This window comes from Hanstruepera neustonica (assembly GCF_002895005.1).
Taxonomy (GTDB): Bacteria; Bacteroidota; Bacteroidia; order Flavobacteriales; family Flavobacteriaceae; genus Hanstruepera; species Hanstruepera neustonica.
The window spans coordinates 767,115-793,368 of the sequence record NZ_POWF01000001.1 but is presented as its reverse complement, the minus strand read 5'-3'; the positions used below and the strand labels follow the sequence as shown (position 1 = coordinate 793,368).

Annotated in this window: 22 protein-coding genes and 1 tRNA gene; 1 reads left to right on the top strand and 22 read right to left on the bottom strand. The window is 35.4% G+C overall.

What is annotated here, in order from left to right; genetic code table 11:
• Position 1: 1 nt before the first annotated feature.
• Genes C1T31_RS03575 through C1T31_RS03555 form a run of 5 tightly spaced genes read right to left on the bottom strand, consistent with a single transcriptional unit; the run spans position 2 to position 4,244 of the window.
• Complete coding sequence (locus tag C1T31_RS03575) at positions 2-184, bottom strand: hypothetical protein (protein ID WP_103051071.1); 183 nt, start codon at positions 182-184, stop codon at positions 2-4.
• A gap of 56 nt (positions 185-240) precedes the next feature.
• Positions 241-795 carry an LPS export ABC transporter periplasmic protein LptC gene (lptC, locus tag C1T31_RS03570; RefSeq protein WP_103051070.1) on the bottom strand — a complete coding sequence of 185 codons (555 nt, stop codon included), beginning with the start codon at positions 793-795 and terminating at the stop codon, positions 241-243.
• Entirely contained in the window at positions 795-2,180 is a 1,386-nt protein-coding gene (locus C1T31_RS03565; protein WP_103051310.1) for a tetratricopeptide repeat protein, read from the bottom strand. Before C1T31_RS03565 ends, lptC begins: the two co-directional genes overlap by 1 nt.
• Before the next feature lie 19 nt (positions 2,181-2,199).
• A complete protein-coding gene (locus C1T31_RS03560) occupies positions 2,200-3,516 on the bottom strand; it encodes a hypothetical protein (protein WP_103051069.1) in 1,317 nt (438 codons plus the stop codon).
• On the bottom strand, positions 3,513-4,244 hold the full coding sequence (locus C1T31_RS03555) for a type III pantothenate kinase (RefSeq protein ID WP_103051068.1): 732 nt from the start codon (positions 4,242-4,244) through the stop codon (positions 3,513-3,515). Before C1T31_RS03555 ends, C1T31_RS03560 begins: the two co-directional genes overlap by 4 nt.
• Positions 4,245-4,344: 100 nt before the next feature.
• Here C1T31_RS03555 and C1T31_RS03550 point away from each other — a divergent pair.
• Positions 4,345-4,417: transfer RNA gene (locus C1T31_RS03550), tRNA-Phe, on the top strand.
• Positions 4,418-4,547: 130 nt separating this feature from the next.
• Here C1T31_RS03550 and C1T31_RS03545 read toward each other — a convergent pair.
• From C1T31_RS03545 to C1T31_RS14025, 17 genes are all read right to left on the bottom strand, one after another.
• The gene (locus C1T31_RS03545; protein WP_103051067.1) at positions 4,548-5,042 is read right to left on the bottom strand and encodes a heavy-metal-associated domain-containing protein; all 495 of its coding nucleotides are present in this window, start codon (positions 5,040-5,042) and stop codon (positions 4,548-4,550) included.
• Between the two features lie 32 nt (positions 5,043-5,074).
• Positions 5,075-6,853, bottom strand: a complete 1,779-nt coding sequence (locus C1T31_RS03540) for an efflux RND transporter periplasmic adaptor subunit (RefSeq protein ID WP_103051066.1) — start codon at positions 6,851-6,853, stop codon at positions 5,075-5,077.
• Positions 6,843-7,325, bottom strand: coding sequence for a DUF305 domain-containing protein (locus tag C1T31_RS03535; RefSeq protein ID WP_036122983.1), 483 nt, complete (start codon positions 7,323-7,325; stop codon positions 6,843-6,845). The genes C1T31_RS03540 and C1T31_RS03535 overlap by 11 nt, the downstream gene beginning before the upstream one ends.
• Positions 7,326-7,351: 26 nt before the next feature.
• Positions 7,352-8,143, bottom strand: coding sequence for a cation transporter (locus C1T31_RS03530; RefSeq protein ID WP_027879802.1), 792 nt, complete (start codon positions 8,141-8,143; stop codon positions 7,352-7,354).
• A gap of 4 nt (positions 8,144-8,147) precedes the next feature.
• On the bottom strand, positions 8,148-10,643 hold the full coding sequence (locus tag C1T31_RS03525; RefSeq protein ID WP_103051065.1) for a heavy metal translocating P-type ATPase: 2,496 nt from the start codon (positions 10,641-10,643) through the stop codon (positions 8,148-8,150).
• Position 10,644: 1 nt separating this feature from the next.
• On the bottom strand, positions 10,645-10,851 hold the full coding sequence (locus tag C1T31_RS14170; RefSeq protein WP_103051064.1) for a GDCCVxC domain-containing (seleno)protein: 207 nt from the start codon (positions 10,849-10,851) through the stop codon (positions 10,645-10,647).
• Positions 10,852-10,856: 5 nt separating this feature from the next.
• Entirely contained in the window at positions 10,857-11,450 is a 594-nt protein-coding gene (gene merTP, locus C1T31_RS03515) for a mercuric transport protein MerTP (RefSeq protein ID WP_103051063.1), read from the bottom strand.
• A 3-nt stretch (positions 11,451-11,453) separates the two neighbouring features.
• Positions 11,454-12,689, bottom strand: a complete 1,236-nt coding sequence (locus tag C1T31_RS03510; protein WP_103051062.1) for a TolC family protein — start codon at positions 12,687-12,689, stop codon at positions 11,454-11,456.
• On the bottom strand, positions 12,686-16,393 hold the full coding sequence (locus C1T31_RS03505) for an efflux RND transporter permease subunit (protein ID WP_103051061.1): 3,708 nt from the start codon (positions 16,391-16,393) through the stop codon (positions 12,686-12,688). The genes C1T31_RS03510 and C1T31_RS03505 overlap by 4 nt, the downstream gene beginning before the upstream one ends.
• 108 nt (positions 16,394-16,501) lie before the next feature.
• A complete protein-coding gene (locus tag C1T31_RS03500; RefSeq protein WP_103051060.1) occupies positions 16,502-16,915 on the bottom strand; it encodes an HYC_CC_PP family protein in 414 nt (137 codons plus the stop codon).
• Positions 16,916-16,975: 60 nt separating this feature from the next.
• Positions 16,976-18,928, bottom strand: a complete 1,953-nt coding sequence (locus C1T31_RS03495; RefSeq protein ID WP_103051059.1) for a heavy metal translocating P-type ATPase — start codon at positions 18,926-18,928, stop codon at positions 16,976-16,978.
• Between the two features lie 58 nt (positions 18,929-18,986).
• On the bottom strand, positions 18,987-19,400 hold the full coding sequence (locus C1T31_RS03490) for a Fur family transcriptional regulator (protein ID WP_103051058.1): 414 nt from the start codon (positions 19,398-19,400) through the stop codon (positions 18,987-18,989).
• A gap of 2 nt (positions 19,401-19,402) precedes the next feature.
• Positions 19,403-20,608, bottom strand: coding sequence for an efflux RND transporter periplasmic adaptor subunit (locus C1T31_RS03485; protein WP_103051309.1), 1,206 nt, complete (start codon positions 20,606-20,608; stop codon positions 19,403-19,405).
• Positions 20,609-20,612: 4 nt separating this feature from the next.
• A complete protein-coding gene (locus tag C1T31_RS03480) occupies positions 20,613-24,947 on the bottom strand; it encodes a CusA/CzcA family heavy metal efflux RND transporter (protein ID WP_103051057.1) in 4,335 nt (1,444 codons plus the stop codon).
• A 96-nt stretch (positions 24,948-25,043) separates the two neighbouring features.
• Positions 25,044-25,355 carry a DUF6660 family protein gene (locus C1T31_RS03475; RefSeq protein ID WP_103051056.1) on the bottom strand — a complete coding sequence of 104 codons (312 nt, stop codon included), beginning with the start codon at positions 25,353-25,355 and terminating at the stop codon, positions 25,044-25,046.
• A gap of 46 nt (positions 25,356-25,401) precedes the next feature.
• Positions 25,402-25,800, bottom strand: coding sequence for a type I restriction-modification system subunit M N-terminal domain-containing protein (locus tag C1T31_RS14205; RefSeq protein ID WP_103051055.1), 399 nt, complete (start codon positions 25,798-25,800; stop codon positions 25,402-25,404).
• A 121-nt stretch (positions 25,801-25,921) separates the two neighbouring features.
• Positions 25,922-26,083 (bottom strand): hypothetical protein, encoded by a 162-nt coding sequence (locus C1T31_RS14025; protein ID WP_165780061.1) that lies wholly within the window; start codon positions 26,081-26,083, stop codon positions 25,922-25,924.
• Positions 26,084-26,254: the final 171 nt, after the last annotated feature.

The window sequence follows — 26,254 nt, the reverse complement described above, 5'->3', positions numbered from 1 at the left end:
GTTACTTTTTGTTTTCGTAACGTTTCATAAACTTTCTTCTGAAGAAAAATACAAAAATTGCCAGAGCTGCCAAGCCCAATGAAATGTATGTTCTTGAGCCTCTATCCCAATTTTGAATGGCATCAATAATAAATAGTACCGCAAAAATTAAATAGGCATAATGGAAAAACTTATAGATTTTCATTAATAGGAGGTTTAAAATTTAATGTAAAGATACTAAAAAGGAGGCTGATAAATAAGTTATTCATCTAGTGTAATGACACCATCTATTTCTAGGACTTCCGCTTGATTAAATTTAGCGTCAGAATCAAAACCTTTGCCGTTAATAACGTCTTGACCTCTTCTAAATGTCACAGGTTTATTGGTAAATAACCATTCGCGCCCTTGGTCATAATACAATTGTTCAGCAAACAATGTATCTTTTTGAGCAGAGGCCAAAATAACGTTGCCTTGCATATCAATGATGCCTGTTTTATCATAAACTATGGCATAATCGGCAGTAACGGTACTTTGTTCATTGTTTTCATCAAACAATATCAGGTGTGCACCGTCGGGAAATTCATTGTATGCAAAATCCCTATTGGAAAAATCAAGCATTATAGGACTCAACAAGTTAGCCGTTACACGACCAGAATCGGTATATTTTAAATTGATATTTTCAGCAATACCAATGGGTTCATTTTCTGAAATACCAATTTTGTTGACCTCATCTAAATTGCTTTTGCATGAAAAAAACATAGTCATGGCTAATGCCATGACTATGCTAAAATATATTTGATATTGTGTTCTAAACATTAGATTTTAGGAACTGTAATGGTTCTACCAATCCAACATCCAATGCTGATAGACTTTCCAGACATATCTTCGCTGAAAATTTCACTTTTCTGCGGTGCTTTGGCACGGTAACTTGCAGCTGATTGAGACGCAGAACTTTTTAATGTAGGATCTACACGACCTGCTTTTTCAGCTTCGGCTGCAGCTAACCAGAATACGGCACGCTTGTTAAAATTGTTGTCACCACAATCATTAGCACTTCTGTTGTACATGTCAGCAATTTTCAAGTGTGGACGACCATTTGACGGGTTAAGTTGTAATGCTTTATCATAATAACTTCTGGCACTGCCATAACTTCCACGCTTTCTTAATTTATCGCCAATTTTCTCATTCAATTTAGCTTTCTTGAAATTATCAGTTTCTAAACTAATAGCTTGCTCATAAAACTTAACAGCTTCATTTGATTTACCTTCTTTATCTTTTAGAATACCTAAATAGTATGCTGAATTAGCTGAAGGGCTCAAGGCATGGTAAGCATTTACTAACTTAAAGAATAAAGGATCGTCTGTACATTCCTTTTCTGACATTTTTCCAGCAGCACGTTGTAACCACACCGCATCATTTTTGTTTGCTTCAAAGTCTTTAGTATATAATGGAATTAAGTTTTCGCAATTAGCACGATCTCCTAATTTTTTATCTATACTACTTGAAATTTGATCGTAAGCATTCAAATAGCTTTCGTAATATCTTTTATATCTTTCTTCTTTACTAGTTAAAGCCGTTCCAGCATCTTCTTTAGCAACCAATTTATTTAAATCTTCAGAGAAGTTACCAACTTCTGTTTCAACTTTTTCGGTTACATCATCATATTTGTTAAAAAGTTCTGCTGCCGATTTTTTACCAGCATCATATAAGTCCACCATTAAAGAAAAATAGGTGTATAATGATTTTGGATTTGTAAAAGTTTCTGGGTCTGCTTTGTAAGCAGCATCAAAACAATCATAAAGTTCTTCATCGGTCAAATTCAACAACTCCCTATTATCATATAGCAATTGGCAAGATTTAGCACCGTATTCGCCCTTTTTGGTTTTATTGGCAAAATGCATAGCACGCTCTTCCCATAGTTTTTTCAAATCATTTATGAAAGCTACTTTTTCAGCTCCATTAGATTTATCAATTTTATGTTCTAATATATCCTCACCAGCAGAATAAATGTTCAAGTTTAATTTTGGACACTTGTTTCTAACTTTCATCCAAGGCTCAAAAGCGGCATCATAATTTTTAGCTTTTGCATATTCAGAGAAAATAGACAAGTTTGTCATACACTCTTCATCTTGTTGTGCATTAACACTATTAAAGGCCAAAAAAACCAGCACAAGCGTTAACCATGTAATTTTCGTTTTCATAATATCAAATTTATAGTGTTTAATCATATCTTCTTTTTTGGAACCATCTGTCGTTTAAGGACAAACTCAAATTGAAATTAATAAAATTCTCTTGTATTAAATTGTTTTTAGTTGTTCCACGTTTTCCTATTTCAAAACCTAGGTTGGCATTCGAGAAAAAGTCTCTGGCGCTACCTATTGGTAATCCTACTCCAAAAGATATGCCAAACTCGTTAATGCCTGTATTATTAATGTTTAAACCCGTATCTTCAAAACGCAATCCTGCTCTGTAAACCATACGACTGAAGTAACTTGTAAAAGAGTTGTATTTAGGAACGAAAAAGCCTCCAAGAGCAATACTAGAACTATTGGTATAAACAGTACCATTAGAGCCATGAAGTTCATTTACAAAATTTTTGGTGTTTTGAAAAGTATATTCAGCACCCACAAACCAAATTCGAGGCTGTCCGATACCTGCTCCCAATGAAAATTTGGAAGGCAACAAAAAATTAGTTTCATCTAACCCTTGCGCTGCTAAATTGGCTTCAATAGTGTTCACAATGAATTCTTGATTCGTTGTCGAATTGATTACAATAGTATTAAATGATCGTTCATTTCTAGAACGCAGATTGGTTTCAGGAGTATAGGTAAAACCAGACTTTAATTCAAGCCTATCAGATATCATCGCTCTGTAAGTTAATCCTAAATTCAAACTCAAACCACTTAAATCTGAACGGTTATTTTCACGAGACTGGTACTGTACTAATTCACCATCAGTATTGTAATCAAATACAATCGTACTGTTTTGAATGTTACCGAAATTGTAACTCAAATCAACTCCAACACTAAAGTTGTCATTTATTAAATAACCCAATGATAAGTAAGTTCTATTCAAACCTCCTTTACCACTGAAACGCTCATTGAGTTGATTGGCATCATTTAATGTCTCCAATTTATACCCTACCGATGTGTACGGTATCAATCCAACACCCACACCTAGCCTTCCTACAGGAATTGCAAGCGATAAATAATCGAATGTAGAAGAAGACAATCTATCCTCCCCTGAATTACTACTCAATTTTAAATTTGAATGGGACCCTGCTACAGAAAACTTCACTGGTCTGCTTTCATTAGCATATAAAGCTAGATTCTTGCCTGCATAAGAAGCCGGGTTTCTTAAATTAATATGGATACTATCTGTATAAATGCTTAAACCACCCATACTTCTGTTCTCAACCGTACCTTTGAATTTTAAACTACCGATTCCGTAAAAAGAGTAAGGTGACGCTGTACCATTTTGGGCATAAATTTGTATGGCAGAAAAAGCGATGAAAACTAATACAAGTTTTTTAATCATTCTTTTGAATTAAATTGTAAAATATAGTTTAAGCCCTCTAACAGGAAATTAGAGTTCGCAAATATGCTACTTTTTAATTGTTTAGACAAAAAATTAGCGTTTCCTCCTGTTAAAATAACTGTTAAATCTTCGAATTCCTGCTTGTAATCACTAATTAGCCCGTCAATTTCGTGAATTACACCGTTCATAACTCCAGAGTGAATAGCCTCATTAGTAGTATTTCCAACCAAATTTTCAGGAGCTGTTGGTTTTAATAACGGTAAGTTGGCTGTAAGATTGTTAAGCGACTTATATCGCATGTCAATTCCAGGAGATATCCCACCACCCAGATACTGGTTGTTAGCTGTTACCATATCATAGGTTATACAAGTTCCAGCATCTATAACCAATACATTTGATTTTGGATAGTTTTTTACGGCAGCCGATACTAATGCTAATCTATCTACGCCAAGTGTCTTAGGTGTTTGGTATGCATTATTGAACGGCAAAGGAGTATTAGAATTAAGCTCCAAAACAGGCAGTTTGTTATTTAAATACTGACTGCCTTCATCATGGAGTTTACCTACAGACGAAATAATACAATGGCTAATGGAATTGTATTTTTCAAGTACATGATTGAGTTCTTTAATAAAAGACTCTAATTCAAAGCTTGTTTTAAAAACAAGGTCATCATTTTGAAAAACAGCGAACTTGGCAAACGTATTTCCTATATCAACAACTAAATTCATAGCGCTATTAAAAACGGCAAAATTACAAAACGATTTTTTATAATTTTTCTTTTGGAGGATAATAAAAACAACTTATATTTGCATCCGCATTAATGCAACTGGTGCCTTAGCTCAGTTGGTAGAGCAAAGGACTGAAAATCCTTGTGTCCCTGGTTCGATTCCTGGAGGCACCACTTTTAAACCCTGTAAAACGTTGTTTTTCAGGGTTTTTTAGTTTTAAGGGGACAACAACAGGGACAACCTGTTATTTAAAAATTGAACAAAAAAAAAGAGCCTTATGAAAAAGACTCTTTAATTATTTTCTTAATGGTCGTGATTTGAATGGTCATCACTTTTCATTTCGCCAGCTTGATTCATTGCCATTTCATGATCATATTTACAACAACCAGGTAAATTATTGTAGGCTTCTTTATCTCCCATTACTTTTTCGGTATCATACCCTGAAGCTGCGATTGCTTTATGGATTGCCATTGCATCGGTTTTTGTATCATCAAAAGACACATCAATCTTCTTTTTATCGACATCCCAATTAGCACTTGCAACACCTTCAACACCGTTAGCTGCTTTTTCGATAGTGTTTTTACACATTCCGCAATTTCCTCTTACACCAAAAGACAGGTCTGTCATTGCCATATCTTTTGACATTTCAGTAGTTGTGGTTTCTGTTTCTTTTTTGGTTTCGTTTTTACAACTTGTTAAACCTAATGCTGCAATTACAGCTACACTTAAAATTACTTTTTTACTCACGTCGATTACATTTTTGTTTTTGTGTTCGTGATTTTTCTTTGAAAAATTCATTGTTTAAAATTTAATTGTTATTACTTGATTTATTATTCTATTACTTGTTTTACTTCACCACAGGTTAGCATTGCTTCGCCAAAATATGGATTGATTACTTTTTCTTCTTTGCTTAACCAATAAGCACCATTATTGTTATCTGCCATTGGACAAAATTCTACATAGACCTTTTCATTGATACCAAATAGTTGTACAGCATTGATTAGATGTGATGATAAATGTTTAAAATGGTCTCTTTGTGATTTTATATCGGACGTTTCAGAAATTGAAGTTGCAGAAGATTTTATTTCGCCTTCTAATGACATCCAATGGTTATGCGCCTTATTATCTGACAACAATTTCATATCTACTTTGTTCAATTTATTTAATAAAGTTGTTGCGTTTGCTGAAGTACTTATTGAATCTTCTTTTACTAAAGCATCTTTTAAATTGATATACGCATTGTAAACACTATTTAACTGCTCTTGAAATTTCTCTGATACTTCCAAACGCTCATTCATATTAGTGTGGTCACTTTCTTTGTTAGATGCATTGTTATCCATACCTAAATGACCTTCGTGTCCAGTCATTACTTTACCACCATCTTTATTCATCATAGACTTTTTGCCTTGTAATTGTGCTGCTGCATCAACCGTAAATGTTCCGTTAGTCACTATTTCATTTCCAACAAATAAACCTTCTACAACTTCATATTCATTACCAATTTGATTGCCTAATTTAATTTCACGCATTTCAAAAATAGGTTGGTCTGGATTTGTTTTAAGGTACACCACAGAACGTTCACCTGTCCATAATACAGAAGATGCAGGAATTGATAATACTTCATCATTTTTAGCTGTACTGCCTTCAATATTTGCGGTTACAAACATTCCTGGTTTAAATACATCGTCCTTATTGCTTAAAACAACACGTAAGGTTACAGTTCTTGTTTTCGTGTTTAAAACTGGGTCAATGAAATCTACTTTACCTTTAAACTCTTTATTAGGATAAGCATTGGTTGTTATCATCACTTCCTGTCCTTTTTTAAAGCGGTCAATCTGATTTTCATACACATCAAAGTTTCCCCAAACTGTGTTGAGATTGGCAATTTTTAATAAGGGTTGTCCTTGTTTGATGTAATCGCCTTGCTCTACCAATTTTTCTGTAACAGTACCCGAAACGGTTGCATAAACAGGAAAGTTTTCTTTTACTTTTCCTGTTTCTTCAATCTGGTTGATTTGATTTTCAGAGAGTTTCCATAATTTCAATTTATTACGGACTGCTTTGTATAAAGCAGGTTGAGATTCTTTTAAAGAAGCTGCTGTGATTAATTCTTGTTGTGCTGCATAGAGTTCTGGCGAATAAATGGTTGCCAATAATTGACCTTTACGAACTTCTTCGCCTGTAAAACTCACATTCAAACGTTCAATTCTTCCAGCGAAATAACTTACCTGTACTGCATTGGCTTCTTCGTTTTCAGCAATTTTACCAGATAACTTTATGGTGTTGCCTTCAACATTTCCCTTGCCTACAACAGTTGTTTGAATATTGGCTAATGCCATCGCATTTTCTGTTAGTTTAAATTGGTCTGCCATTAAGCCATCACTTCCGCTTTCCGCAGGAATTAAATCCATACCACAAATAGGACAATCGCCTGGTTCTGGTTGCATAATTTGTGGATGCATAGAACACGTCCACATTTGATTGGTTGCTGCAACCGCATCGTGATTATGGTCTGTTTCTTCATTTGTCGAGCCACCAAAAAGCAACCAACCCAATAACACACCTACTACGAGTATGCCAATATATATGACTATTTTATTATTTTTCATTCTCTAATCGTTTTATCATTGCTTTCATTTCTTCTATTTCTTTACGTTGTGCTTTTATAATGTCTTCTGCTAATTTTTTAACTTCTGGGTCTTGAATATCTGCTCTCTCACTTGTTAAAATAGCGATAGAATGATGTGGTATCATTGCTTTCATCCAAAGGACATCACCAATAATGGGTGCTTGTGTTCTTACCAACCCTAATGCACCAACAAACAGAATGAAACTACTTGCGAGTATTGCGATATTCTTCTTTTTATCATTATACATTTTTCGCATAAAAAACCACATTATTACTGCCATTGTTGAAATCCCTAAACACGTCATATAGAATCGTGTTAGACTAAACCATACGTGGTCTATGGAATAGGTGTTTAAATACATCGTTATGTACATTGCTACAAATGAGCAAGCCAACATTATAAAGAAGGTTTTGTAATTTCCTTTGTTTGAGTGTTCTTTTGAATTTTCCATATTTTTTGATTTTATAGTTAAACTTTTTACTTACTTAATTTTAATATCCTGAATGCACCTTGTATCACCAATCCAAATACAATGATTCCTATAATTAAATCTGGAATACCAGAATGCAGCCAATTGACTAAAACGCCTGCTGTAATTACGCCAAGATTTATTATAATATCGTTAGAGGTAAAAATCATACTGGCACGCATATGTGCTTCTTGACTTTTAGATTTTTGTAAGAGGTACAAGCAAATGCCATTTGCAATCAAAGCAAATACTGAAACTATAATCATTGTTGAAAATACAGGTAAAGCTTCATAGCCTAAAAATCTACGTATTACCTCAACGATTCCGATAATTGCAAGTGTTATCTGAAAATAGCCTGCATATTTTGCAATCCGTTTCTTTTTTAAAACTGTACCACCAACCGCTATTAAACTCAATCCGTAAACAAATGAATCTGCCAACATATCTAAACTATCAGCAACTAATCCCATTGATTTTGAAATAAGTCCTGTACTCATTTCGATAATAAAAAATGCAAAATTGATGATTAGAACTGTCCACAACAGTTTGGATTGACTCCTTGTAGATTCAGTAATAATTGTGTCTGTATCTTCTGAACTGATTAAACTTTCATTTAATTTTAATTCATTTAAGGCATTACCAATTTCATTTACATTTGAATTATGATATAGTGTTAAGATTCTTTCTTCTAAATTAAAATCAAGTTGTTTGATACCATCTATATCAGATAGCTTCATCTTAATTAGATTTTCTTCAGAAGGACAATCCATTTTTGATATTTTGAAAACTGTTTTCTGCATATAATTAAATGTTTTTTGTTCTTAATCGTAATGCGTTACCTATTACCGAAACCGAGCTAAAACTCATTGCTAAAGCTGCTATCATTGGCGAGAGTAGTATTCCGAAGAATGGAAACAACACACCTGCTGCAATAGGTACACCTAAAGTGTTGTAGATAAGTGCAAAAAATAGGTTTTGCTTAATGTTCTTCATTACAGCATTACTCAAATTTTTTGCTTTTACAATACCGTGTAAATCGCCTTTTACTAAAGTTATCATAGCACTTTCTATCGCTACATCTGTTCCTGTTCCCATTGCAATACCTACATCACTTTTTGCCAATGCTGGTGCATCATTAATACCATCACCTGCCATAGCAACCACTTTCCCTTTTTCTTGCAGTTTCTCTACTTCTTTGAGTTTATCTTCTGGTAGCATACTGGCTTTAAAATCTGCGAGATTAAGTTCTGATGCTACTGCTTTTGCAGTATCGTGATTATCGCCTGTAAGCATTATAACATCAATGCCTTTATCTTGAAGTGCTTTAATGGCTTTAGCACTTGTTTCTTTTATCTTATCGCCTATAACTACATATCCAACGACGGTTTCATCTATTGACAAATAAGAAACTGTTTTACCCTGTTTTTGGTAAGATTTAGCTTCGTCTTTCATTGTCGATGTAACATCTGCTTTAGCATATTCCATCATTTTAGGATTACCTAATGTTACTTTTTTATCTTTTATTGTCGCTTCAACACCTTTTCCTGTGACTGCACTAAAATCTTCGGACTTTAAAATTTCTGTGTTGTGTTCTTTGCCATATTTAACTGTCGCTTCTGCCAAAGGATGTTCGCTATTGGTATTTAATGAAACGATGTATTGTAACACTTCTTTTTCGCTTAAAGCAGCATTAAAAGCACCAACGGTTTCAACTGTTGGTTTTCCTTCGGTAATTGTTCCTGTCTTGTCAACGATAAGCGTATTTACCTTATCCATTTTTTCAAGAGCTTCAGCATTTTTAATCAATACACCATTTTGAGCACCTTTACCCACACCAACCATTACAGACATTGGTGTTGCTAAACCTAAAGCACAAGGACAAGCAATGATGAGAACTGCAATTGCATTGACCAACGCATAGACGTATGCAGGTTCTGGACCCCAAATAGACCATACAATAAATGTGATAATAGAAATAAGAACTACAACTGGCACAAAATAGCCTGAAACTTTATCTGCTAAATTTTGAATAGGTGCACGACTTCTACTGGCATCATTAACCATATGAATGATTTGCGAGAGTAATGTATCACTTCCTACCTTTTCGGCTTTCATTAAAAAGGTTTGATTCCCATTAATGGTTCCGCTACTTACTTTATCTTCTTGAGATTTGTTTACAGGAATAGGTTCGCCTGTAATCATAGATTCGTCAATGGTTGTTTCACCTTCAGTTATCATACCATCTACAGGAATTTTATCTCCTGGTTTTACTTTTAGAATATCATTAAGTTCTATCTCGTCAATACTGACTTCAACTTCTTCACCATCTACTATTTTTATAGCTTTATTTGGTGCTAATTTCAACAGTTCTTTTACTGCCGAATTGGTTTTACTATGGGCACGAGCTTCTAACAACTGACCTAAAAGCACTAACGTTAGAATAACTGTTGCTGCTTCAAAATAGACGTGAACTGCGCCTGATTCAGTTTTAAATTGTTCAGGAAATACATCTGGAAACAACATCCCAAATACACTAAATAACCAAGCCACACCTGCACCGATTCCAATAAGTGTAAACATATTGAGATTCCACGTTTTTATGCTTCTATAAGCACGCTCAAAGAACATCCAAGTGGCATAAAACACTACTGGAATTGATAATGCAAACTGAATCCAGTTCCAATATTTCTGTTCCATTATATCGTACAACGGATTGTTATTGAGCATTTCGCTCATAGCCATTAAGAAAATGGGCAAGGTAAATGCTGTGGCAATCCAAAATTTCTTTAATAGCTTTTTATACGTTTTTTCTTCTGCTGAACTATCTGCTTCCATTGGCACTAAATCCATCCCACAAATAGGACACGAACCTGCTTCGTCTTTGACAATTTCTGGATGCATCGGACACGTCCATTGTTCCTTTGAAGTTGCTGATAGATTTTGTTCTTCCACCAAATCCATTCCGCAAACAGGACAATCGCCTGGTTTATCATAAGTTTTATCGCCTTCGCAATGCATAGGACAATAAAATGTGCCTGTACCTTTAGGTTGCTTTTCCTTTTTAGCTTCTGAATGCTGATGGTGTTCACCTTGTTTATGAATGCTATATGTACCACCATCCTTTTTTAAGGCTTCTTGAAACTTTTCTATAGGAATATGCGATTCCATTTCGATGGTAGCTTCAGCCTTTTCTAAATTGACCGTTGCTTTTAAAACACCTTCCACTTTAGAGAGCGTTTCTTCAACGTGACTGCGACAACCGTTGCAAGTCATTCCGTGTATATGATATGTATGTTTCATTTTAACAACAATTTTTATTATTCTGAATTGGCGGACAAGGGACAGTTCCATAAGAACAATAAACACAACAATCGCCTTCCTTTGGTTTCAAAACCGTTTTGCAATTTTTACACTCATAAAAGAATTGACAAGCATTTGTTGGCATTTCTTCCACTTTTTTATGTCCGCAGTTTGGACAAGTGATTTCTGATTTTAATATAGGTTGCATCAATTTTATTTTTTATCAGTTACTTTATAACCTGTAGAATTAATTGCTTTCTCAATCTCTAATTCATTGGTTTTGGTTTTGTCAAATTCAATGATAGCGTTACCTTTTTCGTAGGATGCTTTTGAGTTTACAATACCGTTGAGTTTATTAACTTCGTGGTTTACGTGTGCTTCGCAACTGGCGCAGGTCATTCCGTCGATTTTAAATTCAGTTGTTTTAATGTCTGATTTATAAACTACGGTTATTTGTTTTTCTGTATTTGTGTAAAAAATTCCTGAATAGTATGGGAAAGCCAACATTACAATTGCAAATACAGTAACAATTCCTAAAAACCTCTTTGATTGTATGAATTTTGGTTTTTCGTCCGTTTCACATTCACAGTCAATTTCTTTTTGAGGTTTTAGTTTTTGATACCAAGCAAATCCTAATACAAAAACTGTTAACCCAATTAGATAAGGTCTAAAGGGTTCTATCCAAGAAAATGCTGAAGCAATTCCACTTGTTCCTGCAATAAGAGCTAAAACAGGGGTAATACAACATAGAGAAGCAGTTATAGCAGTTAACATTCCTGTGCCAATTAGTTTACTATTATTTTTCATAGTTTACTGAATTAAATAATTAATGATTGTACTTTGCACATAGTAGGTCTTAATAGACTCTATTTGATTGATTTGAAACTTTAGTTGTAGTTCTTGAATATCCAAAACATCATTAAAATCTATCGTTCCTGTTTCATAGCTTTTGATTAAAATGTCTTCTGCATCTTTGGCTTGCTGTAGGTTTTTGGTTTGGGTAGCATAACTTATTCTTGCAGAAATGCGTTCGTTAATCGCTTTGTCTAAAAGCGTTTCCAATGCATTTAAACGTTCCTGTTTTTGAGCCGTAATTTCCTGTTGTTGCAACTCATTTTGTTTGGTTTGGGATTTATATTTCTTATTGAAAATTGGGATAGATACCGAAACCATTGGCATTACAATATCCTTACCGTTATCAGTAAAATCCATATTTGGTCTTTTGGAAACATTGATATAATCTAACCCGAAACCAATCATAGGACTGCTTTCTTTTTGATTCAATAATTCAGATTGCTCTATGGATTGATAGAGTTTATCATATTTTAGTAATTCAGGATGTAATGCTAAATTTTCAGAATTCATATCAAAGTCTTCTGAAGGTATCATTAAACTATCTATCACATTCACGGTAACATCATTATTTCTATTCAATAGATTATTGAAGTTAGTTTGTTCTGCTAAAAATTGTTGTTGCAACACCTCTTTTAATTGTTGCATTTCGTTTTGACGCATTTGCAATCGCAACACGTCTACTGCGGATGCTTTACCAACCTCAACAGATGTTAGTGCTAACGTCTCATAAGTTTCTAATAGTTTAATGTTTTCAGTTAAGACCTCTTGCTTTGCTTTGTTGGCGTATAGATTATAATAGGATTGTGATACCGAAGCCATTAGTTTTCGCTTTGCAATAACAATGTCTTCGTATTTAGCATCTGCCAATGAACTCACATAGTCTTCTCTCGATGTAATAGTCCCAAACCACGGTAACATTTGTTTAGCAGATACCTTAAAGCGTTGTGCACCTGTTCTGGTTTCCGGTTCACTTACAAAGTAACCGACACCAAATTCGGTATTAGGAATGGTATTTATTTCGTTTACTTTTTCGGAAGCTCTTTTGTATTGTAACTCAAATTTTTGAATTTCTGGATTGTTTGTTAAGGCTTCATCTATAAGTGTTTCTAATTGTTGTGCGTTTCCAAAAAGACTCAAGAAACAAGAGCCAAGAGCCAAGACGATTTTTATGTGTATTGATTTATATTTCATTTTGATGCTCTTTTAAGTTGAACTTCGGCTTTCCAGCTATATAAAACTGGCACAACAAATAAGGTGATTAAAGCGATTAACATTCCTCCGAAACTCGGTATTGCCATAGGAATCATAATATCACTACCTCTTCCTGTTGATGTAAGTACAGGCAAGAGTGCTAAAATGGTTGTTGCAGTAGTCATTAAACACGGTCTAATACGTTTTTCACCTGCTTCTACAATAGATGCTCTAATTTCCTTTTTAGTTTCCGGTAAATTTCTATCGAATGTTTGCGTTAAGTAGGTTGCCATTACTACTCCGTCATCGGTTGCTATACCAAAAAGTGCAATGAAGCCTACCCAAACGGCCACACTTAAATTAATGGTGTGCATTTGGAATAAATCACGTAGGTTTTCGCCAAAGACACTGAAGTTTAAAAACCACGATTGTCCGTATAACCATATCATTAAAAAGCCACCTGCAAATGCTACTGCAATACCTGTAAAAACCATTAATGATGTACCCACCGAACGGAATTGGAAGTACAGAATTAAAAAGATGATAGCCAATGCTAATGGTACAACTACCGATAAGGTTTTTTCGGCACGTAATTGGTTTTCGTAAGTTCCTGTAAATTGATAATTAATGCCTTTTGGGACTATTAATTCACCTGCATCAATCTTGCTTTGAATCATTGCCTGCGCATTTTCAACTACATTGACTTCTGCATAACCATCTAGTTTATCAAACAACACGTAACCCACTAAAAAGGTATCTTCACTTTTAATCACTTGTGGACCTTGCTCATAACGAATGGTTGCCAATTCGCTTAAAGGTACAGGACTACCTTTTTCAACAGGCACGTAAATTTGTTGTAAGTCGGTTGGGTTTGCTCGTAATTCTCTTGGATAACGTACACGAACGCCATAACGCTCACGACCCTCAACGGTTTGAGTTAATGACATACCACCAACAGCTACTTTTAATACGTTTTGCACCTCTTCAATACTTACACCATAACGTGCAATTTTTTCTCTGTCAATATCAATTAGTAAATACGGTTTACCTACAATACGGTCTGCAAAAACGGCTTCATCCTTTACACTTTCAGCTTCTTTTAAAATGGTTTCTAACTGCATTCCAAAAGCTTCAATTTCTTTTAAATCTTGTCCTTTTATTTTGATTCCCATTGGTGCTCGCATACCTGTTTGTAGCATTACCAATCGTGTTTCAATAGGTTGTAATTTTGGTGCTGATGTGACACCTGGTAATTTGGTGACTTTTACAATTTCGTTCCAAATATCGTCTGGTGATTGTATTTCTGGTCGCCAGTTTCTGTAAAACTCGCCATCATAGTCTGGGATTAATTGAGACCTTTCGACTCCGCTCAAGGTGACATTTTCAGAGTTATTTGGATTTGCAATAAAACGACCATCTTTTAATTCATATAATCCATCTTCATTGACTTTGAAACGCTGACGTTCTCCTTTATCATTCAGCATATATTCAGGTTTGTATTGAATGATATTTTCATACATTGATAATGGCGCAGGATCTAAAGCCGATTCCGTTCTTCCTGCCTTACCAACTACGGTTTCAATCTCTGGAATACTGGCAACAGCCATATCCAATTGTTGTAAAACTCTTTTGTTTTCTTCTACTCCAGAATGTGGCATTGAGGTAGGCATTAATAGAAAAGAGCCTTCATTTAATGATGGCATAAACTCTTTGCCTGTATTCTTCATTATGAAAAATCCAGCTATGACGATTGCCGTTGGAATTGAAAGGAAGAATAATTTATTGTCTAAACACCATCTTAAAATACGTGTGTAGTATTTAATGAATAATGAAAATACACCCAATAAACCAAAACAAATAATAGCTACAAAAATGATGTTTAAGAAGATACTTTCGTTTACACCTAACGGTCGCCAATATTCTGCTAATAAGAATACGATTGCCGAAGCCGAAATGATGATGTTGGCAAAATTTCCCTTTTTATCTGAAATCTTGTTTTGAAGATTTAGTAAAGCAGTCACACCAAAAGCGATGAGTATGATTCCTAACCAATACCCGAAAAATATAGCAGCTATTCCCAATACTATTAAAACACCGTTTAAAGCATACTTAAAATGTTTTTGAGTGCTCTTTTTTCGGAATAAAAAGGCTGCAAATGGTGGTATTAGAAATAAGGCTACAATTATCGAAGCTGTTAATGCAAAGGTTTTAGTAAATGCTAATGGCCTAAATAGTTTTCCTTCTGCACCAATCATTGTAAATACAGGAATAAAACTGATAATGGTTGTCATTACTGCGGTTACGATTGCACCAGATACTTCTGCTGTTGCGTTGTAAACGACTGTGTTTATTGGTAATTTGTTTTCGTTTTCGTCTAAATGCCTTACGATGTTTTCTGAAAGTATGACACCAACATCTACCATTGTACCAATTGCAATTGCGATTCCAGATAAAGCAACAATATTGGCATCGACACCAAAGAGCTTCATTGCTATAAATACCATTAACACCGCAACAGGTAATAGCCCTGAAATCAATACGGAAGCACGAAGATTAAATACCATTATGATAATGACCAAAATGGTAATGAGTATTTCTAAAGTTAAGGCTTCATTGAGTGTACCCAATGTTTCTTGAATCAATTCTGTACGGTCGTAAAATGGTACTATAGTTACTTGTGATGTTCTACCATCTGCCAACGTTTTTGTAGGTAGTCCTGCGCTTAATTCGTTTATTTTGGCTTTTACATTATTAATCACTTCCATTGGGTTAGCGCCATAACGTGCTACTACAACACCACCAACCACTTCTGCACCTTCTTTGTCTAAAATTCCACGTCTTGTTGCAGGACCTAAAGACACTTTTGCCACATCTTTAATTTTGATAGCTGTGTAATCTTCTGAAGTTATAACTGCATTTTCGATGTCTGCTATGGATTTCACATAACCCAAACCACGTACCAGATATTCGGCTTGATTGATTTCTAATGTTTGTGCTCCAATATCTCGGTTACTTTCTTTAACTGCTTTTACAATATGGTGCAAACCAATATTATATTGTCGCATTAGTTCTGGGTTTACATCCACTTGGTATTCTTGCACGTAACCACCAATAGATGCAACCTCGGAAACACCACTTGCAGAAGACAAGGCATATTTTACATAGTAATCTTGTATGCTTCGTAATTCGTGCAAATCCCAACCACCCGTTACATTTCCGTTTTCGTCACGACCTTCGAGTGTGTACCAAAATATTTGGCCTAATCCTGTAGCATCTGGACCCAACGCAGGATTAACACCCTCTGGTAATAAACCACTTGGTAATGAATTGAGTTTTTCGAGAATACGACTTCTACTCCAGTAAAACTCTATGTCTTCTTCAAAAATGATATAGATACTTGAAAAGCCAAACATAGACGAGCTGCGTATGGTTTTTACTCCAGGAATACCCAACAATGATGTGGTTAATGGATAGGTAATTTGGTCTTCAATATCTTGTGGTGAACGACCATCCCATTTGGTAAATACAATTTGTTGGTTTTCACCTATATCTGGAATAGCATCGACCGCTACAGGATTACTTGGTAAAAAACCTGTATCCCAATTAAAAGGTGCATTTACAGTACCCCAACCTATGAAAAGGACAAGTAATAAAACTGCTACGAGTTTATTTTCTATTAAGAATTTGATGCTTTTGTTTAGCATTGGTTTTGATAATTAAACAGTTAGACATTGGCGTTAGGACAACACCGAATACAGCAAATTATCCTTTTGACATAAAGCCATAGGATAACACAGTCTAAAGTTTAAGAATCAAATTAAATAGGTCTCGTCAATCTTGTAGATGCGCCTTATGACGAGTGGCGGTTTGTATTCTTCGTAAGAAGAAACGTTTTTTTCTAACCCTTCAAAAAGGTTAATATAAGTGTAAACAAATGAAGCAATAAATAGTTGTTGCTCAAATGTAATTTTGTCAACAGTTAGTTGTAACTCATCTTGACCCTCAATAGATAATTGCTTATCGTCACAACAATTTTTCTTTGTAATTGAACAGCTTTCAGTTGAAGGGTTGCCCATTTCCATTCCGCAACCTTTAGCTTTTTGAAACAGTGCTGTTTCTACTAAAGTACCACCACAATAATGCATATTAATTGTAAATGAAAGTGTTGAAAACAACACTACAATTGCCATTGACAAGGACAATATTTTATGGAATACTTGCTTCATTGTAATTGCGAAGTTACGAAATTTTAACAAATACTCATTTAATTAACAGAAGTTTAATGCTCAACTCCATTTCATTTTCTGTAACCTTACCGCATTTAGAATTGCTAATAAAGCCACGCCTACGTCTGCAAATACAGCTTCCCACATTGTTGCCAAACCTCCTGCTCCCAAAATCAGTACAATTACTTTAATACCAAAAGCCAAAATGATATTCTGCCATACAATTTTTCGAGTGGAACTGCCTATTTTAATAGCTCTCACTACTTTTGAAGGTTGGTCGGTTTGAATGATAACATCGGCTGTTTCTATGGCTACATCGCTACCTAATCCGCCCATTGCTATACCTAAATCACTTGCTGCCAAAACGGGTGCATCATTGATACCATCACCAATGAAGGCTACTTTATTTTCTGGATTTTTCTTTAATGTTTCAACTTCATTTAATTTATCCTCTGGCAATAAACCTCCCTTGGCATTTTCTATATTTAAATCCTTTGCCACTTGTTGGGTTATGGAATCTTTATCGCCTGAAAGCATCATTATTTTTTTAATCCCTACCCTATGTAAACTTGATATGGTTTCTTTAGCATCCTCCTTTAATTCGTCCGCAATTACCACATAACCTGCAAAAATAGTATCAATAGCTACCAAGACAATAGATTCTACAATAGATTCAGTTTCATTAGGTACTTCTATATTATTGGACACCATTAACGCTTTATTTCCAACCAAAACTTCTTTACCTTTTACCATACCTTTTAACCCTTTTCCTGCAACTTCAGAAACCTTATTTGCTTCAAAATTGTTGGTTCCTTTCTGGTATTCCATAATAGCTTTAGCAATGGGATGAGTGGATTGCTCTTCCATTGCCATTAAATAGTTCATAAATTCTTTTTCATCCCAATCGAAAGTCTTTATGTTTTTGATTTTGAAAACTCCTTTGGTAACCGTGCCTGTTTTGTCCATTACCAAGGTGTTTATCTTGGTCATAGCATCCAAAAAGGAAGCTCCTTTAAACAGAATACCATTTTTTGAAGCTGCACCCAATCCACCAAAGTAACCTAACGGAATAGAAATTACCAACGCACAAGGACAGGATATTACCAAGAAAATCAATGCTCTGTACAACCAATCCCTAAACACATAATCCTCTACAAAAAAGTACGGTAGAAACGTAACACCTATTGCTAAAAACACTACAATTGGTGTGTAAATACGGGCAAACTTCCTGATAAACAATTCGGTTTTGGACTTTCTTGCTGTGGCGTTTTGTACCAAATCCAATATTCTCGCTATGGAACTGTCTTCAAACTTGCTGGTGACTTCCACTTCAATCACACTTTGCAGATTAATGCTTCCTGCATATACTTTTGACTTTTTATTTATGGTGTCAGGTTTACTTTCGCCTGTTAACGCTGCGGTATTTAAAGATGCTTTTTCAGATAGCAGCATACCATCCAATGGTATTTTTTCACCTACACGAATTTGGATTTTTTCGCCTATTTCGACACTTTCGGGCGATACGCTTATATAATCACCATCTCGAAAAACATTGGCTTCCTTTGGTCTTACATCCAATAAGGCCTTAATGTTTCCTTTAGCTCTATTGACTGCTGCATTTTGAAAGAGTTCGCCCACTGCATAAAATAACATCACCGCAACGCCTTCGGGATATTCCCCTATTATAAATGCCCCAATAGTTGCTATAGACATTAAAAAGAACTCTGTAAACACATCGCCCTTTTTTATGCTTTCCCAACCTTCTTTAACTACCGGAAAACCAACAGGTAGATATGCTATGCCGTACCAAATTATACGAAGCCAATCCTTAAAAAAAGAAACATCAAAATAGTCTAATACTATTCCAATAATAAGCATTGTAAAACTTATAACGGCAGGAATGTATGCTTTAAATTGACTTGAACTTTTACCGTGATTGTGACCATCATCGTGACTATGCCCGTTATCAGAATCAGGCTTTAAGTCTCGTAGATTTATTTTCTTTTTTTTCATTTTTTATTTGTCTTAAATTCAAAGTTCCGTAAAAAAGGGATGCAACAGAAGTGCATTATTAACCGCTACATTTATCGCAAATACCTTTAACTACCAAGTTTACATTTTCGGAAATAAAACCTTCAGGAACCTTGATTTGAGGTATTTTGTGGTCTGTTAAACAAACTGTTTCTCCACAATTAGTACAATGAAAGTGTAAGTGTAAATCTGTTTTAATATTGCAACTGCATCCTTGTTCGCATAAGGCATATTTAGTGATGCCTGTACCATCGTCTATTTGATGTACAATATCCTTTTCTTCAAAGGTTTTTATTGTTCTGTAAAGCGTTGTCCTGTCGGCCTTTTCAAACGCATTCTCAATATCGCTCAAGGTTACCGCTACTTCTTTTTCTGCAAGAAACTTATAAATAAGCAACCGCATTGCTGTAACGCGAATATCTTTTGACTCTAATAATTGTTCTATTGTTTCCATAATTAATGAGCGTGTTCTGCTTCTCCTTTTTTCATTTCTGCTATAAGGTAATACGCATTATTGTAAGCAAACTTGGTTTTAGCAGATACTTCTTCTGAAAAAGTAACTGCAATCCAAACTCCATCTTTTTCACCAGTTATTACTTCTACAGGCTTAAAAGCCCAAGTTTCACCTTCTTTTTCTACCGTAAAAACAAAAAATCTATCGCCATCTTTTACAATGGCACTTTCGGGCAATGCCTTTGTTAATGTACTATCGGTTTGTATTCTTCCTTGAATGTACATACCTGGAATGAGATTACCTGATTTATTTTCTATTTCGGCGTGCACGTGAACCGCTTTAGGGTTGTCTTCAAAGGTTTTGCTTACCGAGTAAATCTCGGCCGTAAGTTCTGCATCTGGTATGGATTGCACACTAAAAGTTACCTTTTGCCCTTGTTTTACTTTATAGACATCTTTTTCAAACACCATTAAATCTGCGTGCACGTGGTGTGTGTTTACAATCTCGAACAGTTCAGTCTGTGGTTCTACATATTGTCCTGTTTTAACCTCTACTTTTTGCACAAATCCTTCAATGGGGCTTCGTAGTGGAATTTGTTGAGCGATACTCCCATTACGAACTGATGCTGTATTAATATTTAAAATACTTAATTGAGCTGCCAAACCATTTACTAATGCCGTTGAACCTTTGTATTCTGCTTCTGCTTTTTGGAAATTAGCACCAGATCCTACTCCTGCATCGTATAATTTTTTTTGGCGTTCGTAATTTTTCTTTAAAAGTTCGCTATTGCTATAAGCGTTTAGGTAATCGGTCTGTAAGGCTATAATATTTGGATGTGACAAATAAGCCACTACCTGACCTCTTTCAACTTTATCGCCTTCAATTACTTTTATGGATGTTACATTGGCACCTACTACAGAAGTAATAGCAGCTTCGTTTTGTGGTGGTACTTCCAATGTGCCGTTTGCCTCAACATAGCCACTCATATTGCGTAAGCCCAAGGTGTCTATTTTCATTTTTAAGGCATCAAACTGTTGCTGATTAAGCGTTACTTCGCCTTCTTCGTGGTGTTCTTCATTTTCACTGGTTTGTTCTGTTTTATCGTAAGAATGTCCATCATTTTCTGAATGGTCTTTTTTATTGCCACAAGACACCATAAAAAGTGCTGCAAAAATGACTGCGATGTATTTGTATGCTGTTTTTTTCATAATGTTATTGATTGAAATATTGTAATTGAAATGCACTTTCTAAATAATTGATTAAAGCGTTTTGAGCTTCCAGTTCTGACTGTACGGCTTCTTTTACCAATTGTGTAAAGGTGGTATAATCTATTTCTCCTTCCTTATACGCCAACAACGCTCCTGATTTTTGGTCTTTGGTTAACGGTAATACTTGTGTTTCGTAAAATTCCCAAGACAGTTTCCATTTTAAATAATTTTCTTTTGCTTGTGCATATTGTGATTGTAATTCTTGTTTTTTGAATAGCAAATTACTTTCTGCAATAGCATTGTCAATTTTTGCTGATTTAATTCGGGCCTTGTTTGAACCTGACAGGAATGGAATGGAAATTCCTGCTTGATAGGTATAAAAACCTGAATTACCATTAACTTTTTGTAAACCACCCTGAAGGTTCAATTTCGGTAAATTATCGGCTTTTGCCGCTCTCAATTCTGCTTCGGCGACATTCAATTGATTTTCTGAAACAGTAACCATTGGATGTTCATTTGTTGATAAGCTATCAGTTTCAATCGTTGCAATGTTTTCCAATTCTTCTGATACAGTATAAATTTCGTCTTCAAATAACCAAAGATTTAACTGTTGTATGGCTATGAGGTAATCTCTGTATGCCTGTACTTTTTTATTTTGAATTTGAAACACTTGATTTTTTGCCGCTGAATACTCCAATTTAGAAATGGCTTCCACTTCAAAGTTCAGCGTAACTGCTTGTTCAAAATTACCATAGATAGAATCAAGCTCTTTGTACAACTGAAAGTTTCTCATAGACTGATAACATTTTGCCCACGCTTTTTTCACTTCCAGTTCTACCTCCAATTCAGATAATTGCAATGCTTTTTGAGACAACTCAATGCGTTGTTGTTGCAGTTTTCGTTTTGCTCCGATTCCAAACACATCCATATTTGATTGTCCAACACCGACCGTTGTGTAGATTCCTGTTCCATCTTTGACTTCTTCACCTCCTGTAAAGATTTGAGTAGAACCAAAATCGTATGCCGTAGATTTTAGGTTTTCTTGTTTGGTAACTTCCAATTGTTTTTGTTTCAATAGCGGATAGTTCTTTTTAGATAAAGCAACAGCTTCGTTCAACGAAATTTTAGGCAAGGTATCCGTGATTTGTTGTGCATTACTTCGAGTTGAAAACACCAACATTAAAACCAGTACTGCGGTTGCACTCACTATTTTTTTGTTTGGTTTTAACCTAAACGATTTATTCTCAACCCAATGATATAAAATAGGCAATACAAATAAGGTGAGTAATGTTGAAGTCAATAAACCACCAATAACTACCGTTGCCAACGGACGCTGAACTTCTGCACCTGCCGATGCTGAAACAGCCATTGGTAAAAAGCCCAACACATCTGTAAATGCTGTTAGCATAATAGGGCGTATTCTTCGCTTTGTACCTTCCAAAATCCTTTCTTTTAAATTGGTGACACCTTCTTCTTTCAATTCATTTAGGCCACTTATCATAACCAAGCCGTTTAACACGGCAACCCCAAATAATACAATAAAACCAACACCTGCCGAAATGCTAAATGGCATATCACGCAACCATAAAGCCACCACACCACCAATGGTTGCCATTGGAATAGCAATGTATATCATTAAGGTTTGTGGTACTGATTTTAAAGCAAAGTATATCAGTACGAAAATAAGTAGTAAGGCAATAGGCACTACGGTTTGTAAGCGGTTACTGGCACGTTCTAAATTTTCAAAAGCACCACCATATCGAATGAAGTAACCAGAAGGCAATTCCAATTGTGCATCTAATTTGGTTTTGATTTCACCCACCAACGATTTTACATCACGTCCTCTTACATTGATACCTACATAGGTTCTGCGGTTGGTATTGTCCCTACTTATTTGCATAGGCCCTGCTTTATAAGATATATCCGCTACTTCACGAAGTGGAATTTGTGCCCCAGAAGGCAAATTGATAAACAGATTTTGAATATCTGATATATCCTTACGATTGTGTTGGTTTAAACGAACTACCAAATCAAACCGTTTTTCGCCTTCAAAAATAACGCCTGCATTTCCTCCGGCAAATGCCGATTGCACCATTTTGTTAAGTGTGTTGATTTGCAGCCCGTATTGCGCCAACTTATCTCTATTGTAGGTTATGGTCATTTGTGGTAAGCCTGTTGTGGCTTCGGCTTTCATATCACCAATACCCGGTGTTCCTGCAATTATTTTAGTGATTTCCTCTGCCTTTTGGGATAAGACCTCGATGTCTTCGCCGTACAACTTAATGGCAATATCTTCACGCACCCCTTCAAGCAACTCATTAAAACGCATTTCTATGGGTTGGGTAAATTCATAATTGACTCCAGGGATAATTTCAACAGCTTCTTTCATTGCTTCAATAAGCTCATCTTTTGTCTCTACCGTAGTCCATTCATTTTTAGGTTTTAGGATTACAAATACATCTGCTAAATCCATAGGCATTGGGTCGGTTGGTATTTCTGCAACACCAATTCGACTAACTATTTTTTCAACTTCGGGAAATTTTGCCTTTACAATCTGCTCAATTTTGGTAGTGGTTTCTACTGTTTCAGATAGTGAACTACCTGGTTTTAAAATGGCGTGGAATGCAATATCGCCTTCATCGAGTTGTGGGATAAATTCACCTCCCATTCGGGTAAACATAAAGACTGTTACAGCAAATAGAGCCACTGCAATCCCTGTAATTAATTTGCCTTTTAAAAGGGCTTTTTCCAATAAAGGTTTGTACTTATTTTCAACCCAATGCACAAATTTATCACCATAAGATAATTTATCATTTTTTGGTGTTCTCAATACTAAAGCAGACATCATTGGTACGTAGGTAAGACACAAAACCATAGCTCCAATCATTGCGAAAATAAAGGTCAATGCCATTGGTTTGAACATTTTCCCTTCAATACCTTGTAAGGCTAAAATGGGAAGAAACACAATAAGGATAATAAGCTGACCGAAAAAGGCTGCATTCATCATTTTTTTGGAAGCCGATGCAGCAACCTCATCACGCTCCTTGTTTGTTATTTTTTTCTTTTTAAGTACTTGGGAAGCGATAAGAAATACAGTAGACTCCACAATAATTACTGCACCATCTACAATAATTCCGAAATCTATAGCTCCTAAACTCATCAGGTTTGCCCATACGTTGAATACATTCATTAAAATAAATGCAAACAGTAACGATAGTGGAATAGTTGATGCTACAATTAAACCACCTCGCCAATTACCCAACAAGAAAATGAGGACGAAAATAACGATTAAAGCCCCTTCAATAAGATTGGTAGCTACTGTTGAAGTGGTTTCCCCAATTAACTTACTTCTGTCTAAAAGTGGTTCGATAACAACACCTTCTGGTAACGATTTTTGTATTTCAACCATTCTCTCTTTAACATTGGCAATCACATCATTTGAATTTGCTCCTTTAAGCATCATTACCAAGCCACCGACAACTTCTCCTTCGCCGTCTTGTGTTAATGCTCCGTAACGAATGGCTGAACCAAATTGAACTATTGCTATATCGCCAATGGTTATAGGCACATTATTAATGGTTTTAACCGCAATTTTTTTAATATCGTCTAAACTTCTTGCCAATCCTTCCCCTCGTATAAAATTAGCCTGATGGTTTTTTTCGATATAAGCACCACCCGTATTTTGGTTATTGGCTTCGAGGGCTTCAAATACATCTGTAATGGTAATCCCAATAGATTTAAGCTCGTTAGGGTCTACAGCAACTTCATATTGTTTTATTTTACCTCCAATAGCGTTGACCTCGACAACACCAGGAACCATTGCCATTTGACGTTGTACAATCCAGTCTTGCATTGTACGCACATCCGAAATGGAATATTTATCTTGATATTCTGGTTTTACTTTTAATGTGTATTGGTATATCTCTCCAAGACCTGTGGAAATAGGTCCCATTGTAGGTTCTCCAAAACCCGCAGGAATTTGTTCTTTTACTTCGTTGAGTTTTTCAGCAACCAATTGTCTCGGAAGATATGTACCCATATCATCATCAAATACAATGGTTACTACTGACAGACCAAAGCGTGAAATTGAGCGAATTTCTTCCACATTGGGCAAATTACTCATTGCCACCTCAACAGGATAGGTAACTATTTGCTCAATATCTTCTGTACCTAAATTTGGGGATTGCGTTATTACCTGAACTTGGTTGTTGGTAATATCCGGAACGGCATCTATGGGTACTTTTGTCATACTCCAGATACCTGCTCCAATAATGGTAAGCGTTAGCAAACCAATAATGAATTTATTATTGATTGAAAAATCAATGATTTTATTAATCATAAGAATGGTTATAATGAATTTATAAATAGAGATAAGCAACCTATTACAAAAATGGGTTACTTGAATTTATAAGATACCTGCATACGCAGGTATTCATTAAACCTGTGGTGGTTGTAAAAGGGTAGTATTGAAGTCTTTTTCAAGACCATCAAAATAATAGAAAAGTTGTGTTGGAATAACAGTATTAGATACACTGTAATCTACAACCTTAAAATGTATCACGTGAATATGACAACAATGGCATTGGCAAAATGGTGAGCATAGATCTGCTCCTTGATGTTGATGGTCGTTGTCTAACGCTTGAGAAATTTCGGTTTTAACCTCATTATCTGGTATACCATTATCTTCACAAGGCACTAAATTGAGCGCAAAGATATAAATAGATAATATGAGTGCTAAAACTTTCATTGAGACAAAGATAAAAATATTTTAATGCAATGGTGTTGCAAAGTATTTATAAAAACCACAACGTATCTTTAGCGTCCTCTGGAACACCGTTTTCGAAACGAGGTGCTATTTGGGCTACCATTTCGGGATATTTTATGGTAATTGGTACATTTTGTTGGCGTAAGGATTTCCAATACAATCTGCTGAACTGATATACTTGGGTTAACAATTCTTCAATCACCTCAACATCTTCAAAAGCGTCTTCATCGGAAACGTTCAGGTAATCCTTAACAGCTTCGGTTTCCAACAAGGAGTTGGCATATAGGTATTGTTTTTCAGAAAGGTACTTATAGAATATAAAGCCCAGTATATAATCTCGAAACTCATCCGCATCCATTTTGCCACGTAATTCGTTGGCAATATTCCATAATTGGGCTTCGAGTAACTTCTTTTGTTCTTCGGACATAGGTAATTAATAGCTTTTTAGTTAGCCTAAAAATAAAAATCTTTTTGGTCTATCGTTTACGGATTATCATAAAAGTGTCAAATTTGGCAGTCGTGCAGTCATTTTTGACTACAAATGTCATCTAAAACCCACCCTTGCTACCACCCTTGCCACCACCCTTGCACGACCCTTGCATGACCCTTGCATGACCCTTGCATGACCCTTGCATTTCCAATGTAACTACCCTTGCACCACCCTTGCTATTGACTACACCTGTAACCAATTTGAGTACAGCTGTAACCAAAAATGTTGATAATTCAATATCTTTAATGGAAATCTACAATCTCCACAAATTATGGCAAAAAGCAAATTACCAAGATGGTTTAGGATAATTAGATACTATCTAAATTGTTTGTGGTATTATGTATTGTTTCCTTTGGGTGTGGAAGAAGATGAGTTTAACAAGCATTTTTAC

What these genes read in the sequence shown, in the direction of transcription:
- C1T31_RS03575 (WP_103051071.1), bottom strand. Translation starts at nt 184, where the DNA reads ATGAAAATCTATAAGTTTTTCCATTATGCCTATTTAATTTTTGCGGTA.
- lptC (WP_103051070.1), bottom strand. Translation starts at nt 795, where the DNA reads ATGTTTAGAACACAATATCAAATATATTTTAGCATAGTCATGGCATTA.
- C1T31_RS03565 (WP_103051310.1), bottom strand. Translation starts at nt 2,180, where the DNA reads ATGAAAACGAAAATTACATGGTTAACGCTTGTGCTGGTTTTTTTGGCC.
- C1T31_RS03560 (WP_103051069.1), bottom strand. Translation starts at nt 3,516, where the DNA reads ATGATTAAAAAACTTGTATTAGTTTTCATCGCTTTTTCTGCCATACAA.
- C1T31_RS03555 (WP_103051068.1), bottom strand. Translation starts at nt 4,244, where the DNA reads ATGAATTTAGTTGTTGATATAGGAAATACGTTTGCCAAGTTCGCTGTT.
- C1T31_RS03545 (WP_103051067.1), bottom strand. Translation starts at nt 5,042, where the DNA reads ATGAATTTTTCAAAGAAAAATCACGAACACAAAAACAAAAATGTAATC.
- C1T31_RS03540 (WP_103051066.1), bottom strand. Translation starts at nt 6,853, where the DNA reads ATGAAAAATAATAAAATAGTCATATATATTGGCATACTCGTAGTAGGT.
- C1T31_RS03535 (WP_036122983.1), bottom strand. Translation starts at nt 7,325, where the DNA reads ATGGAAAATTCAAAAGAACACTCAAACAAAGGAAATTACAAAACCTTC.
- C1T31_RS03530 (WP_027879802.1), bottom strand. Translation starts at nt 8,143, where the DNA reads ATGCAGAAAACAGTTTTCAAAATATCAAAAATGGATTGTCCTTCTGAA.
- C1T31_RS03525 (WP_103051065.1), bottom strand. Translation starts at nt 10,643, where the DNA reads ATGAAACATACATATCATATACACGGAATGACTTGCAACGGTTGTCGC.
- C1T31_RS14170 (WP_103051064.1), bottom strand. Translation starts at nt 10,851, where the DNA reads ATGCAACCTATATTAAAATCAGAAATCACTTGTCCAAACTGCGGACAT.
- merTP (WP_103051063.1), bottom strand. Translation starts at nt 11,450, where the DNA reads ATGAAAAATAATAGTAAACTAATTGGCACAGGAATGTTAACTGCTATA.
- C1T31_RS03510 (WP_103051062.1), bottom strand. Translation starts at nt 12,689, where the DNA reads ATGAAATATAAATCAATACACATAAAAATCGTCTTGGCTCTTGGCTCT.
- C1T31_RS03505 (WP_103051061.1), bottom strand. Translation starts at nt 16,393, where the DNA reads ATGCTAAACAAAAGCATCAAATTCTTAATAGAAAATAAACTCGTAGCA.
- C1T31_RS03500 (WP_103051060.1), bottom strand. Translation starts at nt 16,915, where the DNA reads ATGAAGCAAGTATTCCATAAAATATTGTCCTTGTCAATGGCAATTGTA.
- C1T31_RS03495 (WP_103051059.1), bottom strand. Translation starts at nt 18,928, where the DNA reads ATGAAAAAAAAGAAAATAAATCTACGAGACTTAAAGCCTGATTCTGAT.
- C1T31_RS03490 (WP_103051058.1), bottom strand. Translation starts at nt 19,400, where the DNA reads ATGGAAACAATAGAACAATTATTAGAGTCAAAAGATATTCGCGTTACA.
- C1T31_RS03485 (WP_103051309.1), bottom strand. Translation starts at nt 20,608, where the DNA reads ATGAAAAAAACAGCATACAAATACATCGCAGTCATTTTTGCAGCACTT.
- C1T31_RS03480 (WP_103051057.1), bottom strand. Translation starts at nt 24,947, where the DNA reads ATGATTAATAAAATCATTGATTTTTCAATCAATAATAAATTCATTATT.
- C1T31_RS03475 (WP_103051056.1), bottom strand. Translation starts at nt 25,355, where the DNA reads ATGAAAGTTTTAGCACTCATATTATCTATTTATATCTTTGCGCTCAAT.
- C1T31_RS14205 (WP_103051055.1), bottom strand. Translation starts at nt 25,800, where the DNA reads ATGTCCGAAGAACAAAAGAAGTTACTCGAAGCCCAATTATGGAATATT.